The 16801-nt window shown below is 69.1% G+C and carries 11 protein-coding genes and 1 tRNA gene; 5 read left to right on the top strand and 7 right to left on the bottom strand.

Annotated elements, in window-relative coordinates; all coding sequences use genetic code 11:
- Positions 1 to 58: 58 nt before the first annotated feature.
- Positions 59 to 1213 carry a pPIWI_RE_Y domain-containing protein gene (locus QIT00_RS18970; RefSeq protein WP_282536486.1) on the bottom strand — a complete coding sequence of 385 codons (1155 nt, stop codon included), beginning with the start codon at positions 1211 to 1213 and terminating at the stop codon, positions 59 to 61.
- Complete coding sequence (locus QIT00_RS18965) at positions 1206 to 2960, bottom strand: PD-(D/E)XK nuclease family protein (RefSeq protein ID WP_282536485.1); 1755 nt, start codon at positions 2958 to 2960, stop codon at positions 1206 to 1208. Before QIT00_RS18965 ends, QIT00_RS18970 begins: the two co-directional genes overlap by 8 nt.
- Positions 2961 to 3143: 183 nt before the next feature.
- Here QIT00_RS18965 and QIT00_RS18960 point away from each other — a divergent pair, with 183 nt between their 5' ends.
- A complete protein-coding gene (locus QIT00_RS18960; protein ID WP_282536484.1) occupies positions 3144 to 4634 on the top strand; it encodes a serine/threonine-protein kinase in 1491 nt (496 codons plus the stop codon).
- 55 nt (positions 4635 to 4689) lie between these two features.
- Here QIT00_RS18960 and QIT00_RS18955 read toward each other — a convergent pair.
- From QIT00_RS18955 to sucC, 4 genes are all read right to left on the bottom strand, one after another.
- Positions 4690 to 4774: transfer RNA gene (locus QIT00_RS18955), tRNA-Leu, on the bottom strand.
- A gap of 281 nt (positions 4775 to 5055) precedes the next feature.
- The gene (locus tag QIT00_RS18950; protein WP_282536601.1) at positions 5056 to 6612 is read right to left on the bottom strand and encodes an aldehyde dehydrogenase family protein; all 1557 of its coding nucleotides are present in this window, start codon (positions 6610 to 6612) and stop codon (positions 5056 to 5058) included.
- Positions 6613 to 6670: 58 nt separating this feature from the next.
- Positions 6671 to 7552, bottom strand: a complete 882-nt coding sequence (gene sucD / locus QIT00_RS18945; protein WP_282536483.1) for a succinate--CoA ligase subunit alpha — start codon at positions 7550 to 7552, stop codon at positions 6671 to 6673.
- A gap of 25 nt (positions 7553 to 7577) precedes the next feature.
- Complete coding sequence (gene sucC / locus QIT00_RS18940) at positions 7578 to 8702, bottom strand: ADP-forming succinate--CoA ligase subunit beta (protein WP_282536482.1); 1125 nt, start codon at positions 8700 to 8702, stop codon at positions 7578 to 7580.
- 235 nt (positions 8703 to 8937) lie between these two features.
- Between sucC and QIT00_RS18935 the strand changes: the two genes are divergently transcribed.
- The 4 genes from QIT00_RS18935 (at position 8938) to QIT00_RS18920 (ending at position 15537) form a co-directional block, all read left to right on the top strand.
- Positions 8938 to 10638: a thiamine pyrophosphate-binding protein gene (locus tag QIT00_RS18935; protein ID WP_282536481.1), complete on the top strand. Its 1701-nt coding sequence runs from the start codon at positions 8938 to 8940 to the stop codon at positions 10636 to 10638.
- 14 nt (positions 10639 to 10652) lie between these two features.
- Positions 10653 to 11885: a formyl-CoA transferase gene (frc, locus tag QIT00_RS18930; protein ID WP_282536480.1), complete on the top strand. Its 1233-nt coding sequence runs from the start codon at positions 10653 to 10655 to the stop codon at positions 11883 to 11885.
- A gap of 4 nt (positions 11886 to 11889) precedes the next feature.
- Positions 11890 to 14034 carry an acetate--CoA ligase family protein gene (locus QIT00_RS18925; RefSeq protein WP_282536479.1) on the top strand — a complete coding sequence of 715 codons (2145 nt, stop codon included), beginning with the start codon at positions 11890 to 11892 and terminating at the stop codon, positions 14032 to 14034.
- A 117-nt stretch (positions 14035 to 14151) separates the two neighbouring features.
- Positions 14152 to 15537, top strand: coding sequence for an OFA family MFS transporter (locus tag QIT00_RS18920; RefSeq protein ID WP_282536478.1), 1386 nt, complete (start codon positions 14152 to 14154; stop codon positions 15535 to 15537).
- A gap of 93 nt (positions 15538 to 15630) precedes the next feature.
- On the opposite strand, the gene QIT00_RS18915 is transcribed toward QIT00_RS18920, so the two are convergent.
- Entirely contained in the window at positions 15631 to 16704 is a 1074-nt protein-coding gene (locus QIT00_RS18915) for a sugar phosphate isomerase/epimerase family protein (RefSeq protein ID WP_282536477.1), read from the bottom strand.
- Positions 16705 to 16801 lie beyond the last annotated feature (97 nt).

The following is a 16801-nucleotide window of genomic DNA, read 5'->3' as shown; positions in this document are numbered from 1 at the left end:
CGTGCACTCCGTATTCCTGGGCGCCGTCGTGCGGCGCGGTCCACGTTCCGGCAGTCGGTTACGGTGCGATGGATGCGTCCGGCCCACGCTCGCCGGCCAGTCTCATCCGGGCCGCCCGGATCAGCCGCTCGTCCGTCAGCAGCCGCAAACCGCCTGCCCGCTCGGCTCGTTCCCTGGCATACACCTCGAGGTAGTCGCGGCGGGCACGCACACGAAAGGCCGGCACCACCCAGCACGCTTCGTCGTACGGCGGCCGGCGCGGGACGGGGGCTGCCGACCGCCCGAGAAAGGCGGGTTGCGCCCAGTCCTTCATGTCGACAGCCCAGACGTGTCCGTCGGGAAAGGTGACGCGCAGGTCGTACGCGTCGAACCCGGGCCACATCTCGACATGGAGCCCCAAGGCACGCAGCTCTCCCTCCAGCGCGACTTCGGCCCGGCCAGGCCCGGTGACGAACTGCCGCAACGGCGCCCGCAGTTGGCGTAGATCACCGACTGCCACCGCGTCGAGATCCCGTCCGTGTGGTGCGCCCCCCTGGCTGCGGCACTGATCACGCTCACACCACCATGCGGTGGATCCCACGGGATGGAGCAGGACAAGGCAGCGGTGACAGCACAGGTATGTGCCGCCCCGGCGAAAGTGCGGCGGCACGGGGGCATAGATCTCCTCGATCACATGTCGGACCGGATCGAGAAAGAGGTCGGTGCTGACGTCCGTCCAGTCCCACGCGGTGAGGACGGGCCTCTCCACGAGCAGCCGACGGAATGCCGTGTACGACTCGGGCGACGAGGCGTCACGGCAGGCGCGGAACGCCTCCTCGATCACCAGTCGGTCGTACTGGCGACCCGTGCTGTCGCCATGGCCGTGCACGGCCAGTTCGTGGCAGAGCTGGGAAGGCCGGCACGAGTCCCTGTCGATGAGCCGGTCGCCTCCGTCGAACAGCCCGACGGGGAGCTGATCCAGGGGCCAACTGCCGAGTGGCCTGAGCCGCGCCCAGTGCACCATCTCGGGAACCCCCGCGGGCGGCCGCGCCCCGTTCCTCAGGCACTGGAGCACCAAGGCGTCCAGGGCCCGCTGGGCTGCGGCCGGATAGGGGAGGGTGAAGGAGTCGAGATCATCGACGGCCGCTAGCTGCAGGACGGCAGTGGCGATGTCCCGTAGCAGCATGAGATCGGGGTGGGACAACCAGTCCGCCGAGAGTTGGTGGTCAGTCAAGGACCAGTTCCTCTCCTCGTTGCGCCGAAGGCCGCTCTGTTGCCACTTCCGGCGGTCGCGGGCCGTCGGCGACGTAGGCCGTGCCAGGTTTGCACCACGTGCGGGCCCGGCAGCCATAGCAGTGCCGGCCGGTCCGCGGTTCGTACGTGGTGTCGTCAAGGAGCGGCTGAGCGAGTTCGGCGATGACGTCCCGCGCTGCCTCGACGGTCTCGGCTCGAGCGGGGTCGATGCGCTCCAGGCGGCTCTCGCCGGGCTCGTCACGCAGATGTTCCAGCTCCACCCAGGAGCGCCGCGGTTCGTCACCGATGGCACCCGCATGGAACAGCAGGATGCCCAAGGCGAGTTGGGGAAAGCTGCGCAGCAGTGACCGGCCTTCCGGAAGGGGATAGGCGGAAGTCTTCGTCTCCCTCCAGATCCATCGCCCCCGATGCGTGTACACCAGGTCGGGCGTGGCGAGAACCACCACATCGAGCTCGGGCACGTACGCCGTCACGCGATGCTGTACGAGCACCTGCTCGTTCCTCCCCAGCCCGCTCAGCGGGCACAGCAAACGGTGCTCGGCCAGCATGGTGGCGGCTCCGCGGGCCAACGGCTCGTCAAGTCCGGTCGCATCGCGCACGTCGGCGACGGCAGGAGCTTCTCGATCGCGGCAACTGTCGCCGGAGCGATCACCATGACGATCGTCGAGCCATGCGTCAACGGCCCTGCCGCGGCGTGCGCCCTGGTTCTCCCCGGACAGATCGTCAAGGTGCAGATGACGCTCCAGGTGGTACTGGGCGGGGCACCGGGCATGCAGACGCATGTCCCACACTGAGACGGAGCGGCGTCGGCGCTCGGGGACAGTGGGCCGTCCGCCCCAGAGCCGGGGAGTGCGCTTCAGGTCGGCGCAACCTGCGATGGCCTTGCAGTCGACACAGCTTTCCCCGGGCTGCCTGCGATCGTCGCCAGCCGCAGCACGGAGGGCAGGCACCGCGTGCTCGGCGAACAACTGCCGCACCTCGCCGGGCCCCTCGCTGAGCAACGACTCCGCTGATCCGTCGGCGCAGCCGAAATCGAACACCCTGACCAGCTCCGGCAAACGGCCTTCGCCGGTCGGGGAAGCCGGTGGCAGGTCGCGCGCACGACGCCAGGGTGTTGTCGCTTCTCCTCGTGCCATCACCTGTGCCACAGCCGCGAGTTCGGCTTCAGGACGTACTGGCTTAGCCCGGCGCAAGGAAGGCAGCCACAGGTCTCGTACCGTCTCGTCGGAGGACGCGTACGCCCGCCCCCAGACGGTGTGCTCGTACTGCCGTACGCCACGCATGTCAGGGGTATCGGTACGGCGGGTACGCCACGTCCACGACTGCCGCACGGGCCGGGTGGGCGGCAGTCCGGCTTCCGCCGCGGCGCCCTGTTCAGCGGTCCGCGCGGTGACGTACCGCTCCAGCACCTGCGAGGTCCACGCCAGGTGGGCGGGGTGGACCGGTGCACCCCGCCCCCTGAACGGGCCATGGGTGCGCCGCAGTTCCTCCTGCACCTGCTCAAGCGACCATCCGTCGTGTTCGACAAGGTCGAGCGCGGCGAAGAACGGGCCGAACCCGAACTCCTCCCACGGGTACGGCCGAAACGGCACGGCCGGCTCGGGCGCCAGGAGGGGACGCATGGCGATGCGCCGATGCCTGGGACACGCCCTGTCATCGGGCCTGGCCATCCTGGGGCTCGCCTTGATCAGCCAGTCGGAGCCGGAGACGCCGAGCGGATTCTGCATGGATACCCCTAGGGAAGGCGATACGGGCAGGGGGCACACGGAGCCGACAGACCAGGCGATCCGGGCACCGGACGAGCATGACACATTCTGTGAACTGAGTCCACACACCCATCATTCACAATCTCCTTCACGAACGCGTTACTCTGGGCTGCCTTACGGCGCAAGAGTGCGAGGGGAACAGCAGTGGACGCGGACGCGTACACGCCCGAGGCGGGCGATGTCATCGATGGGCGCTACGAGTTGATCGAGCCTCTCGGGAAAGGCGGCATGGCCCAGGTCTGGCGTGCCGGCAACTTCACTGCGGGCGAGGCCGGGCCTCGATGCAGCGACGTCGCGGTCAAGTTCCTGCGCCACGACTCCGAAGCCCTGTCCGCCCTCGACCCTCACGAGCGGGAATCCGAACTTGCCGTACGGAACGCCCGCTTCAGGCGGGAGGCCGACCTGCTGGGGTCGCTCGACCACCCCGGCATCCCCCAGCTCTACGCGAGCGGGACGCACCAGGCGATGCCGTACATGGTCATGCGTCTGGTGGACGGCGTGAACCTTCGGACCTTCCTGGACGAACACAGCCCACTGCCCCTCGGAACGGCTCTTGCCGTCGCCGTGCAAGCCACCATGGCCCTGGAGTGCGCGCACACACTGCCGGTAGTGCATCGCGACCTGAAACCGGCAAATATCATGATCGACAGCGCCGGTTCAGTGGTCGTGATCGACTTCGGCATCGCCAAACCGCTGCGCGCCGACGCCACTCGATACACAGCCCACGGCTCCACGCTCGGCACCCGTGGATACCTTGCCCCTGAGCAGCTGCTCGAGCGAACGCCCACGGCGCGCACCGACGTGTACTGCTTCGGCTGCATCTTCTATGAACTGCTCACGGGACGGCCGCCGTTCCCGCTCGGCCAGGATTCCGGACTGACCGAGAAACACCTCAAGGAGACTCCGTTGCCGCCAAGCGTGTACGCGGCCGGCGTCCCTGACCTCATCGACGACTTGGTGTTGCGGATGCTCGCCAAGCGGCCCGAGGAGCGGCCGACCATGACCGAAGTCATGACACTGCTCACCCCGTTCGCCCCTCGCCCCGGTGACGCCGAGCCAAGGCCACGGACCCACCCTGATCCCACTGCCCCCTTGCGCCTGCCAGAGCTTCAGCGCCCACCTCTGCACCACCCATCTCCATCTGCCCCGGCAGACTCACCGGCACCAGCCGACGGGTACTGGCTCGATCAACGCGAGATCGAGGACCTCTGCGTGCGGGCCGAAGCCGAGATCGCGTCGGGGAAGCCGGGCGACTCCACGGCGAGGGTTCAAGGGCTGACAGAACGCGTCCGTGACGAATGGGGAGAGCGCCGCCCCATCGTCCGGCGCGTCTGGCGAACGGCGGCAGACGGATTCCGCCTCCTCAGCGACCACGGCTCTGCGGCCGACATCTACGCCACCATCGTCGCCGACATGATCCGCGAGGATGGTCCGACCGAGCGCGCCGAACGCGCCCGGATCCGCCTCCGCCGCGCCTTGTGCCACTTGTCCTTCGGGGACTTGAGCACCGCCATCTCAGCTGTGGAGGAGGCAGGCCGAACGGCTGCCGGCCTGCCGCCCGACCTTGCCGCAGAACTGGAGGAGCTGCGTATCGACGTCGATACGCAGCTCGGCGCCCGCCTCATGGACCCTTGAGCCCGTCGAAAAAAGGTACGGGTTGAGATGAATCTCAACCCGTACCTTTGATCTGTGTCCGAGGGGGGACTTGAACCCCCACGCCCGATAAAGGGCACTAGCACCTCAAGCTAGCGCGTCTGCCATTCCGCCACCCGGACTAGGTGTGCGCCGCCCGCCAGGGCCTTGCCCCGCGGCGACATGGACAACAATACCAAGGATTCAGAGCGCCTTTCACCTGCGTATCCCTCGGCCTGCGAGCCTGCCCCGGCCGGGGAGCGCGGCGGATCCTCGCAGGTCGGGCGTGGTGTGCACCGCGCGTGGTCGGGCGAACACCCGCTGTCGGTCTTCGGTGTCGCGAGCCGGCCCTCGTGGGGCGGGGCCGGCACGCGAGCGGTGTGCGTCACGCACCCACGTGTGCGTCACGGCACCCTCGTACGGGTCACGGCATCAGGTGGTACTCCGGGAAGTTGCCGGGCAGCCGCTCCCCCTCGTCGCCCTGGGTGACCGCGCGGATCAGGAGTTCGCCGCCGACGAAGGCACCGCGCCACGAGGCGCCGAAGCCGCCGAAGAGCTCTTCGCGGTCGCCGCGCGAGCGGGGCTTGTCGTGGCCGACCTTGAAGGCGCGGATCTGCGGCGCCAGCCGGTCGTACGTCGCCCGGTCGTCCGTGGAGAGCGTCGCGACCAGCGCGCCGTTGGACGCGTTCATCGCCGCGAGGAGTTCCGCCTCGGTGTCGACCAGGACGATCGTGTCGACCGGACCGAACGGCTCCGCGTGGTGCAGCGGCGACGACGGTGGCGGGTTGAGGAGGGTGACAGGCGGGACGTACGCGGACGTGTCCTGGCCGGGCAGGAAGTGGCCGTCGGCCAGGGTGCCGCGGTGCACGGGTACGGCGCCGCGGTCGACGGCCTCGGTGACCTGGTCGGTGAGTTCCTTGGCCTTGGCCGCGTTGATCAGCGGGCCGAAGTCCAGGCTCGGCAGCGGGTCCGCCGGGTCGGCGACGGCGAGCGGGTGGCCGATGCGGATGTCGCGCACGGCCGGAAGGTACGCGTCCAGGAACTGGTCGAAGAGGGAGCGCTGGACGACGAAACGCGGGTAGGCGGTGCAGCGCTGTTTGCCGTAGTCGAAGAGTTTCGGGATGACCGAAGAGAGAGCGTCCCAGTTCGAGTAGTTCCAGATGCCCCAGGTGTTGAGGCCCTCCTGTTCGAGGATGTGGCGCTTGCCGAGGTCGGCGACGGCCGTGGCGACGGCGGCGCCGGTGTCGCGACCGCCGACGAAGGACACGCAGCCGATCTCGGGCGCGCGCACGAGCGCCTCCGAGAGTTCGCCGCCGCTGCCGCTGACCAGGGTGATCGGCACCCCTTCGCGGGCGGCGAGCGCACCGGCCAGGGTGAGACAGGCGAGGCCGCCGTCGGTGGGCGTCTTGGCGATCACCGCGTTGCCCGCGAGGGCCTGCACGAGCAGGGCGTGGACGAGGACGGACATCGGGTAGTTCCAGCTGGCGATGTTGGACACCGGTCCGTCGAGCGGGGCTCGGCCTTCGGTCATCCGCTCGACGTTGTCCACGTACCAGCGCACGCCGTCGATCGCCCGGTCCACGTCCGCCCGCGCGAGCCGCCAGGGCTTGCCGATCTCCCAGACGAGGAGGAGGGCGAGGAGTTCGCGGTGCTCGGTGAGGGCGTCGAGGGTGGCGGCGATCCGCGCCCGGCGCTCGGCGAGCGGGACGTGCCGCCACGCGCGGTGCTGGTCGAGCGCCGCGCGTACGGCCTGGTGGGCGGTGGGGGCGTCGAGGCGCGGCGGGCCGGCGATCGGGGTGCCGTCGACGGGGCTGGTGGCGGGAAGGGTGCGCCCGCCGGGCTGCCAGTTCGCGGCCCAGAGGTTGAGCACGCGGTCGTCGAGGAACGCCTCGGGAGCGACGTCCCGGCAGCGCTGCCAGGCGTCGGTCCAGGCCGTGCCTTGCTTGAGGGTGAGGGTGGGTTCGGGGGCCGCAGGGGCCATCATGTTCTCCGCTCTCGGTGCACAGTCGGGGGCGGGAGGTGTGCGGCTGCCTCAGGGATCAGGGGGAGGCGAGGCGTTCGAGTACGAGCCGGGCGGTCTCGGTGGGGGTCGCGCCCACGCGTACGCCCGCGGATTCCAGGGCTTCCTGCTTGGCGCGGGCCGTTCCGGAGGAACCGGAGACGATCGCTCCGGCGTGGCCCATGGTCTTGCCCTCCGGCGCGGTGAACCCGGCGACGTAGCCGACGACCGGCTTCGTGACGTGCCCGCGGATGTACGCCGCGGCCCGCTCCTCCGCATCGCCGCCGATCTCGCCGATGAGGACGACGAGTTCGGTCTCCGGGTCGTCCTCGAAGGCCCGCAGGCAGTCGATGTGCGTGGTGCCGATGACGGGGTCGCCGCCGATGCCGACGCAGGTGGAGAAGCCGATGTCGCGCAGCTCGTACATGAGTTGGTACGTGAGCGTGCCCGACTTCGAGACCAGGCCGATGCGGCCGGGCTCCGTGATGTCGGCGGGGATGATGCCGGCGTTGGCCTGGCCCGGGGTGATGAGGCCGGGGCAGTTGGGGCCGACGACTCGGGTGCCGCGCTGTTTCGCGTACGTCTGGAAGGCGACCGCGTCGTGGACGGGGATGCCCTCGGTGATGACGACGGCGAGCCCGATCCCTGCCTCGGCGACCTCGGTGACGGCGGCCCTGCAGAACGCGGGCGGGACGAAGACGACGGTCACGTCCGCGCCGGTGGCCTCGATGCCTTCGCGCACGGAGCCGAAGACGGGCACGGCGCGGCCGTCGAAGTCGACGGTGCGGCCGGCCTTGCGGGGGTTGACGCCGCCCACGATGTCGGTGCCCGCGGCGAGCATGCGGCGGGTGTGCTTCATGCCCTCGGCGCCGGTCATGCCCTGGACGAGGACCTTGCTCTCCTGGGTGAGGTAGATCGCCATGGTGTGGACTCCTCTGCTCCGGGCGCTACTTGGCGAGCTGAGCGGCGCGCTGGGCGGCGCCGTCCATGGTGGTCACCTGCTCGACGAGCGGGTGCCGGTGGTCGTCGAGGACGGCGCGGCCCTGCGCGGCGTTGTTGCCGTCGAGGCGTACGACGAGGGGTTTGGTGAGGCGGATCTCGTCGAGGGCCTGCACGACTCCGTCGGCCACGGCGTCGCAGGCGGTGATGCCGCCGAAGACGTTGACGAAGACGGACCTGACGTCCCGGTCGGAGAGGATGACGGAGAGTCCGTCGGCCATGACCTGGGCGGAGGCGCCGCCGCCGATGTCGAGGAAGTTGGCGGGGCGGGCGCCGCAGCCGGCGACGACGTCGAGGGTGGACATGACGAGTCCCGCGCCGTTGCCGATGACGCCGACCCGGCCGTCGAGCTTGACGTAGTTGAGCCCCTTGGCGGCGGCCCGAGCCTCCAGTGGGTCGTCGTGGTCGGTGTCCGCGCCGCCCCAACGTGCCTGGCGGAAGCGGGCGTTGTCGTCGAGGGTGACCTTGCCGTCGAGGGCGAGGAGGCGGCCGTCGCGGGTGCGGACGAGGGGGTTGACCTCGACCAGTACGGCGTCCTCCTCGGTCAGGACGGTCCACAGTTTGACGAGGACGTCGGCCGTCTCGGGCGGGAGCCGTGCGGCGCGGGCGATCTCGGCGGCCTTGTCGGCGGTGACGCCGTGCGAGGGGTCGATCGGGACGCGGGCGACGGCCTCGGGGCGGGTCGCGGCGACCTCCTCGATCTCCATGCCACCCTCCGCGGAGGCGATCGCGAGGAAACGCCCCGCGGCGCGGTCGAGTACGTACGAGACGTAGAACTCGGTCTCGATCTCGACTGGTTGGGCGAGCATCACCTGGTGCACGGTGTGCCCTTTGATGTCCATCCCGAGGATCGCGCGTGCCGTCAGCTCTGCGGCGGCCGGGTCAGCGGCGAGCTTGACGCCGCCCGCCTTGCCGCGTCCGCCGGTCTTCACCTGGGCCTTGACGACGACGCGGCCGCCGAGGCGGTCCGCGATGCGGCGGGCCTCCTTGGCCGTGTCGGCGGCCTCTGCCGCCGGAACCGACACGCCGTATTCCTCGAAGAGTTCCCTTGCCTGGTACTCGAACAGGTCCATTTCGGCTCCTGACTCAAAAATGCCGCACGCCCCCTGGACACCACTGACCGGATGCGGGATAACAAGCTTCATACAGTATTCGTCGACTGTATGCAATCTGCCGCGACAGTGGTGAACGCAGTGCGTGAAGCGTGTCTGACACGTGCGTGACAGCAAGCGCGACAGCAGTCCACGAGGCGGTCCGTGAGCTGCGAGTGAGGACGCCAACTCCCCTACGAAGGGACAGGACTTCGCCATGCCCGACGAGAACAGCCAGCAACTCATTTCCGGTGGGCACCTGGTCGCCAAGGCACTCAAAGCGGAGGGCGTGGAGGTCATCTACACCCTGTGCGGCGGCCACATCATCGACATCTACGACGGCTGCGTCGACGAAGGCATCGAAGTCGTCGACGTACGCCACGAACAGGTCGCCGCCCACGCCGCCGACGGCTACGCGCGCATCACCGGCAAGCCCGGCTGCGCCGTCGTCACCGCGGGCCCGGGGACCACCGACGCGGTCACCGGCGTCGCCAACGCCTTCCGTGCCGAGTCACCGATGCTCCTCATCGGCGGCCAAGGGGCCCACACCCAGCACAAGATGGGCTCGCTTCAGGACCTGCCGCACGTCGACATGATGACGCCCATCACCAAGTTCGCCTCGACCGTGCCGGACACGGCGCGGGCCGCGGACATGGTGTCCATGGCGTTCCGCGAGTGCTACCACGGCGCCCCCGGGCCCTCCTTCCTGGAGATACCGCGCGACGTCCTCGACGCCAAGGTCCCCGTCGACAAGGCACGCGTGCCGCAGGCCGGCCACTACCGCGCATCCACCCGCTCGGCCGGCGACCCCGAGGCCGTCGAGAAGCTCGCCGACCTCCTCGTACACGCCGAGAAGCCCGCGATTCTGCTCGGCTCCCAGGTGTGGACCACCCGCGGAACCGAGGCCGCCACGGAACTCGTCCGCACCCTCAACGTGCCCGCCTATATGAACGGCGCCGGACGCGGCACCCTCCCTCCCGGCGACCCGCACCACTTCCAGCTCTCCCGCAGGTACGCCTTCTCCAACGCCGATGTCATCGTCATCGTCGGCACCCCCTTCGACTTCCGGATGGGCTACGGCAAGCGGCTCTCGCCGGACGCGACCGTCGTCCAGATCGACCTGGACTACCGCACCGTCGGCAAGAACCGCGACGTCGACCTCGGCATCGTCGGCGACGCGGGCCTGATCCTGAAGGCCGTCACCGAGGCCGCCTCGGGGCACGCTTCTCATGTACTCAGTAACGGCGGTGCGTCCAAGCGCAAGGAGTGGCTGGACGAACTGCGCGCCGCCGAGCAGACCGCCATCGAGAAGCGACTGCCGAACCTGCGCTCGGACGCCTCCCCCATCCACCCCTACCGCCTGGTCAGCGAGATCAACGACTTCCTCACCGAGGACTCGATCTACATCGGCGACGGCGGCGACATCGTCACCTTCTCCGGCCAGGTAGTGCAGCCCAAATCACCCGGCCACTGGATGGACCCCGGTCCGCTCGGCACGCTCGGCGTCGGGATTCCGTTCGTGCTCGCCGCGAAGCAGGCCCGCCCCGACAAGGAGGTCGTCGCGCTCTTCGGCGACGGCGCGTTCTCCCTGACCGGCTGGGACTTCGAGACCTTGGTTCGCTACGAGCTCCCCTTCGTCGGCATCGTCGGCAACAACTCCTCGATGAACCAGATCCGCTACGGCCAGAAGGCCAAGTACGGCGACGAGCGCGAACGCGTCGGCAACACCCTCGGCGACGTCCACTACGACAAGTTCGCCCAGATGCTCGGCGGTCACGGCGAGGAGGTCCGCGACCCCGCCGACATCGGCCCCGCGCTGCGACGGGCCCGCGAATCGGGCAAGCCCTCGCTCATCAACGTCTGGGTGGACCCGGACGCGTACGCCCCCGGAACCATGAACCAGACCATGTACAAGTGAGGAGCTGAATCGTCATGACGACCAAGGCTCTTGAGGGCGTACGCGTCCTCGACATGACACACGTCCAGTCGGGCCCGTCCGCCACCCAGCTCCTCGCCTGGCTCGGTGCGGACGTGGTGAAGCTGGAGGCGCCGAGCGGCGACATCACGCGCAAGCAGCTGCGCGATCTGCCGGACGTCGACTCCCTCTACTTCACGATGCTCAACTGCAACAAGCGGAGCATCACCCTCAACACCAAGACCGAGCGCGGCAAGGAGATCCTCACCGAGCTGATCCGGCGCTCGGACGTCATGGTCGAGAACTTCGGCCCCGGGGCCGTGGACCGCATGGGGTTCACCTGGGATCGCATCCAGGAGATCAATCCGCGAATCGTCTATGCCTCCATCAAGGGTTTCGGTGACGGTCCGTACACCAACTTCAAGGCCTACGAGGTCGTGGCGCAGGCCATGGGCGGGTCGATGTCGACCACGGGCTTCGAGGACGGACCACCGCTGGCGACGGGGGCCCAGATCGGCGACTCGGGAACCGGCATTCATGCCGTCGCCGGAATTCTCGCGGCGCTCCTGCAGCGGGAGAGCACCGGGCGGGGGCAGCGGGTCAACGTGGCCATGCAGCATGCCGTGCTCAACCTCTGTCGGGTGAAGTTGCGCGATCAGCAGCGCCTGGCCCATGGCCCGCTCGCTGAATATCCCAACGAGGACTTCGGCACGGAAGTTCCCCGATCCGGCAACGCGTCCGGCGGCGGTCAGCCCGGGTGGGCGGTCAAGTGCGCGCCGGGCGGCCCGAACGACTACGTGTACGTCATCGTCCAGCCCGTCGGCTGGCAGCCGATCGCCAGCCTGATCGGCCGGCCCGAACTGGCCGACGACCCCGAGTGGAACACGCCCGAGGCCCGGCTGCCGAAGCTGAACAAGATGTTCCAACTGATCGAGGAGTGGTCCTCGACCCTGCCGAAGTGGGAGGTCCTGGAACAGCTCAACTCCCACAACATCCCGTGCGGCCCGATCCTGTCGACGAAGGAGATCGTGGAGGACACCTCGCTCGCCGCCAACCAGATGGTCGTCAAGGTCCAGCACCCCCAGCGCGGCGAGTTCACCACCGTCGGCTCCCCGCTGAAGCTCTCCGACTCCCCCGTGGACGTGATCAGTTCACCGCTGCTCGGCGAGCACAACGAAGAGGTGTACGTCGGCGAGCTCGGCCTCGGGGACGAGGAGCTGCGCCTGCTCAAGTCGAACGGAGTGATCTGACGTGATGGCAGAGGACCGCACGCGGACGGTGCGGGCGCTGCTCGACGCCGTACGCGCCGACGGCCGCACCGCGCTGACCGCGCCCGAGGGCAAGGTGATCGCCGACGCGTACGGAATCGCCGTACCGGGCGAGGAGCCGGCGCGGGACGTGGACGAGGCGGTCGCGGCGGCGGCGCGTTTCGACGGGCCGGTCGTGATGAAGATCGTCTCGCCGGACATCCTGCACAAGACCGACGCGGGCGGCGTGATCGTCGGAGTGGAGGGCGCCGCCGAGGTGCGGTCCGCGTTCCACACGATCGTCGACAGCGCCCGTGCCTACGACGCGGACGCCCGCATCGAGGGCGTACAGGTGCAGCAACTCCTGCCGAAGGGACAGGAGGTGATCGTCGGCGCGGTCACCGACCCGACGTTCGGCAAGGTGGTGGCGTTCGGGCTCGGCGGGGTCCTGGTCGAGGTCCTGAAGGACGTGACGTTCCGCCTCGCGCCCGTCGACGCGGACGAGGCCGTCTCCATGCTCGACTCGATCCGGGCGGCGGAGATCCTCCGGGGCGTGCGCGGGGAGGCCGGCGTGGACCGCTGGGCGGTCGCCGAGCAGATCCGCCGGGTCTCCGAACTGGTGACGGACTTCCCGGAGATCGCGGAGGTCGACCTCAACCCGGTGATCGCCACACCGGAGGGCGCGCTCGCCGCGGACATCCGCGTGATCCTGTCGGCGGAGGCGCCCAAAACCCGGCGCACCTACGGTAGGGACGAGATTCTGCGCTCCATGAAGCGCCTGATGCAGCCGCGCTCCATAGCGGTCATCGGTGCCTCCAACGAGCACGGCAAGATCGGCAATTCGGTGATGCGGAACCTCATCGACGGAGGCTTCTCCGGCGAGATCCACCCCGTGAACCCCAAGGCCGATGACATTCAGGGCCGCAAGGCGTACAAGAGTGTCACCGACGTTCCGGGTGAGGTGGATGTGGCGGTTTTCGCGATCCCCGCCAGGTTCGTGGCCTCCGCCCTCGAGGAGGTGGGGCGCAAGGGCATCCCGAACGCGGTGCTGATCCCGTCCGGCTTCGCGGAGACCGGAGAGCACGCGTTGCAGGAGGAGATCGTCGCCATCGCCGAACGGCACGGCGTACGCCTCCTGGGGCCGAACATCTACGGCTACTACTCGACGTGGCAGGACCTGTGCGCCACGTTCTGCACGCCGTACGACGTGAAGGGCGGGGTCGCGCTGACCTCGCAGTCGGGCGGCATCGGCATGGCGATCCTGGGCTTCGCCCGCGCCACCAAGACCGGTGTCTCCGCCATCGTCGGGCTCGGCAACAAGTCCGACATCGACGAGGACGATCTGCTGACCTGGTTCGGCGAGGACCCCAACACCCAGTGCATCGCCATGCACTTGGAGGACCTCAAGGACGGGCGGGCGTTCGTCGCGGCGGCCAAGGAGACGGTTCCGAAGAAGCCGGTCGTCGTCCTCAAGGCGGGCCGCACCGCCGCGGGCGCGAAGGCCGCGGGCTCGCACACGGGGGCGCTCGCGGGCGACGACGCGGTGTACGACGACATCCTGCGGCAGGCCGGCGTGATCAGGGCTCCAGGCCTCAACGACATGCTGGAGTACGCGCGTGCGCTGCCCGTGCTGCCCGCCCCGCGGGGGGACAACGTCGTCATCATCACCGGCGCGGGCGGTTCGGGTGTGCTCCTGTCGGACGCGGTGACCGACAACGGGCTCTCCCTGATGGAGATTCCGGACGACCTGGACGCCGCGTTCCGCGAGTTCATCCCGCCCTTCGGGGCCGCGGGCAACCCCGTGGACATCACGGGCGGCGAGCCCCCCTCCACGTACGAGGCGACGATCCGGCTCGGTCTGGAGGACCCGCGGATCCATGCCCTCGTACTCGGCTACTGGCACACGATCGTCACTCCACCGATGGTGTTCGCCGAGCTCACCGCGCGCGTGGTGGCCGATTTCAGAAAGCGCGGCATAGACAAGCCGGTTGTGGCCTCCCTTGCGGGCGATGTCGAGGTCGAAGAGGCGTGCGCGTACCTCTTCGCACACGGAGTCGTCGCCTACCCCTACACGACCGAGAAGCCCGTCGCCGTGCTCGGTGCGAAGTACCGGTGGGCGCGGGCGGCGGGGTTGCTCGGAGGTGGTCGATGAGTTGAGCGACGGCTCGAACCACGGGGCCTGCGGCGGCCGCTCGCCGCGGGCCCCGGTGCGAAGAGAACGGACAGGGGGCGCTGGCCAGACTTCTTCCACGCGAGGGGTTCGATCGACATGACGACAACCGACCTGCCAACCACCGTCCCCTATCGGGAGGTGACGGACGCCAACGGCCGTACGTACCGGCTCGGCGAGACCGACATCGACATCATGGGGCGTAAGCGCAAGTGGATGGTCATCCTGCCCTGGGTGGGCATGATGGGCATCAGCTCCGCGGAGTACGCGTTCGCGTCCGCGGAGGACACCCTGCACACCGCACATCACTGGGCCAGCGGCCACATCTTCTGGATGATGACCGTCTGGGTGTTCTTCCAGGCCGCCGTGGCCTTCCCCGCGGGGCGGCTGCGCGAGAGCGGCAGACTGCCGGCCCGCTGGGCGATGATGCTCGGTTCGGTGGGAACCCTGCTCGGCTATCTGTCCCTGGCGTACGCACCGCACGTGGTGTTCGCCTACATCGGCTTCAGCATGTTCAGCGGCATGGGCGCGGGCATGGTGTACGCGACGTGCGTCAACATGGTCGGCAAGTGGTACCCGGAGCGCCGGGGCGGCAAGACCGGCTTCGTCAACGGCGGCTTCGCCTACGGTTCCGTGCCGTTCGTGTTCATCTTCACCGGCGTCATGGACCTGACCAACTTCCGTACGGTGCTTGTTCTGGTGGGCCTCTTCCTGGCCTCCGTCGTGGCCGTGGCGGGGTTCTTCTTCAAGGACCCGCCGAAGAACTGGTGGCCCGCCGATGTCGACCCGCTCAACCCTCCGGACGACCCGCGCGCCCGCCGGTCCCTTGAGAAGAACCCGCCTGCCGTGAAGCAGTACTCCCCCATGGAGGCCTGGAAGACCGGTCGGGTGGCGCTGATGTGGTTCTGTCTGGCGTGCACCTCGGGTGTGAACATCTTCGGCATCGCGTTCCAGGTCGACATCGGCAAGGAGGCGGGTTTCGCCAGCGGAATCGTGGCCACCGCGATGTCGCTCAAGGCGATCGTCAACGGCACCGGGCGGGGCGTCATCGGCTGGCTCTCCGACCGCTACGGCCGCAAGCAGTGCCTGCTGGCCGTGTGCGTCATCCTCGGCCTCGCGCAGTTCGGCCTCATCTGGTCCGCGGGCATGCAGAACCTGACGCTGTTCCTGATCTTCTCCGCGGTCTCCGGCTTCGGCGGCGGCGCCATCTTCCCGATGTTCGCGGCGCTCACCGCCGACTACTTCGGCGAGAACAACAACGCCACCAACTACGGCATGGTGTACAGCTCGAAGCTGGTCTCCGGTCTCGGCGCGGGCATGGGCGCCGTGGTCGTGGGCTCCTGGGGGCACTCCGGCGCGTTCATCCTGGCAGGCTCGATCTCGTTCTTCGCCGGGTTCGTGGCGCTGTTCCTGAGCCCGCCCGGACGGCCGAAGCGCGGGAAGATCACACCGAATCCGCATCCCATCAGCCGGGACGCGCACTGACCTCCCACCTCTCGATCCGCACCTCCCCTACGCAGAGCCCCCGGCACCGTGCCGGGGCTCTGCGTGTGCGGGGCGTCGGACACGGGAGCGCCGTCAGCAGTCCCGCTCGCGCAGCGAGTGCAGGTGCGCGCTGGACTTGCGGGCGAAGGCGAGCGAGTCGACGGGGTTGTCGTGCTCCACCTGCCAGTGGTGGTAGCGCCGGCCGGTCGGCGTACGGCGCGTCACCTCGGACAGGAACCGCCGGTAGTCGATGTCGCCGTCGCCCACGTCCACCATCCGGTAGCCGTCCTTGGCGGACTCGTCGTGCTCGCCGTCCTTGACGTGGAACAGCGGATACCGGTGCGGCTGCTTGAGCACGTAGTCCAGCGGCTCGAACGGCGCCGGAGTGCCGTCGACGCGCTTGGAGAAACGGAACTGCGCCGCGTACGCCCAGTAGATGTCCATCTCCAGGTACACCAGATCCGGGTCGGTCTCGGCGAGCAGCACGTCGTAGAGCCGCACGTCGGGCCGGTCGGTCGCGAAGGAGAACTCCTCGGCGTGGTTGTGCTGGTAGAACTTCATGCCGCGCTTCTTCGCTGCCGCGCCGTACGTGTTGAACTCCTCGGCGCAGCGCTTCCAGCCGTCGACGGTCGTGCCGTAGCGCCAGGGGCCCGAGGCCGTGCCGATGTGCTTCAGGCCGAGCGCCTGGGCCTCGTCGAGGACCTTCTCGAGGTTCTGCGCGAAGGTGTACGCGTTCGGGTCGTCGGCGTAGTAGCCGACGTGGCTGCCGATGGGGTTGAGGCCGTGATCGGCGGCGAGCCGCTTCAGCTGGGCGAGCGTGATGGGTCCCGCGGAGCCCTGCGTGTAGCCGGCGAACTCGATCTCGTCGTAGCCGTGCTCGCTCAACTCCTCGAAGACGGGGGCGAATCCGAGGGTGGAGACCTTGTCGCGCAGGCTGTAGAGCTGGATGCCGAGGCGGCCGGGCGGCAGCACGGGGCGGCCCTTGCGACGGGCGGTCGCGGTCGTCGCAGCCGACGCACCTGCTGAGGGCTGGGCCGCTGCGGAGGTCGCGCCGGCGCCGACGAGCGCGGCGGCTCCGGCTCCGGCGGCGACGCCGAGCATGCCGCGGCGGCTGAGTCTGTGGGCGAGTTCGGGGTCGGACGTGGACGTGCGGGAGTAGCTGGGCATGCGGGAACTCCTTGCGGTCACGGGGCGTTGTCAGTGGTGTCTGGTTGAGTTGTTCTCAGTCGGCGAGTTGTTCTCGGTCGCCGGTCAGGAGTGCAGA

Origin of the sequence: Streptomyces luteolus, assembly GCF_029968015.1 — a bacterium.
Lineage (GTDB): Bacteria > Actinomycetota > Actinomycetes > Streptomycetales > Streptomycetaceae > Streptomyces > Streptomyces luteolus.
The sequence above is the reverse complement of the archived record's forward strand: the minus strand, read 5'-3'. Positions and strand labels throughout refer to the sequence as shown.

Coding starts and splice junctions, on each gene's coding strand:
- QIT00_RS18965 (WP_282536485.1), bottom strand. CDS start 2,960: ATGCAGAATCCGCTCGGCGTCTCCGGCTCCGACTGGCTGATCAAGGCG.
- QIT00_RS18950 (WP_282536601.1), bottom strand. CDS start 6,612: ATGGCCCCTGCGGCCCCCGAACCCACCCTCACCCTCAAGCAAGGCACG.
- sucD (WP_282536483.1), bottom strand. CDS start 7,552: ATGGCGATCTACCTCACCCAGGAGAGCAAGGTCCTCGTCCAGGGCATG.
- sucC (WP_282536482.1), bottom strand. CDS start 8,702: ATGGACCTGTTCGAGTACCAGGCAAGGGAACTCTTCGAGGAATACGGC.
- QIT00_RS18935 (WP_282536481.1), top strand. CDS start 8,938: ATGCCCGACGAGAACAGCCAGCAACTCATTTCCGGTGGGCACCTGGTC.
- frc (WP_282536480.1), top strand. CDS start 10,653: ATGACGACCAAGGCTCTTGAGGGCGTACGCGTCCTCGACATGACACAC.
- QIT00_RS18925 (WP_282536479.1), top strand. CDS start 11,890: ATGGCAGAGGACCGCACGCGGACGGTGCGGGCGCTGCTCGACGCCGTA.
- QIT00_RS18920 (WP_282536478.1), top strand. CDS start 14,152: ATGACGACAACCGACCTGCCAACCACCGTCCCCTATCGGGAGGTGACG.
- QIT00_RS18915 (WP_282536477.1), bottom strand. CDS start 16,704: ATGCCCAGCTACTCCCGCACGTCCACGTCCGACCCCGAACTCGCCCAC.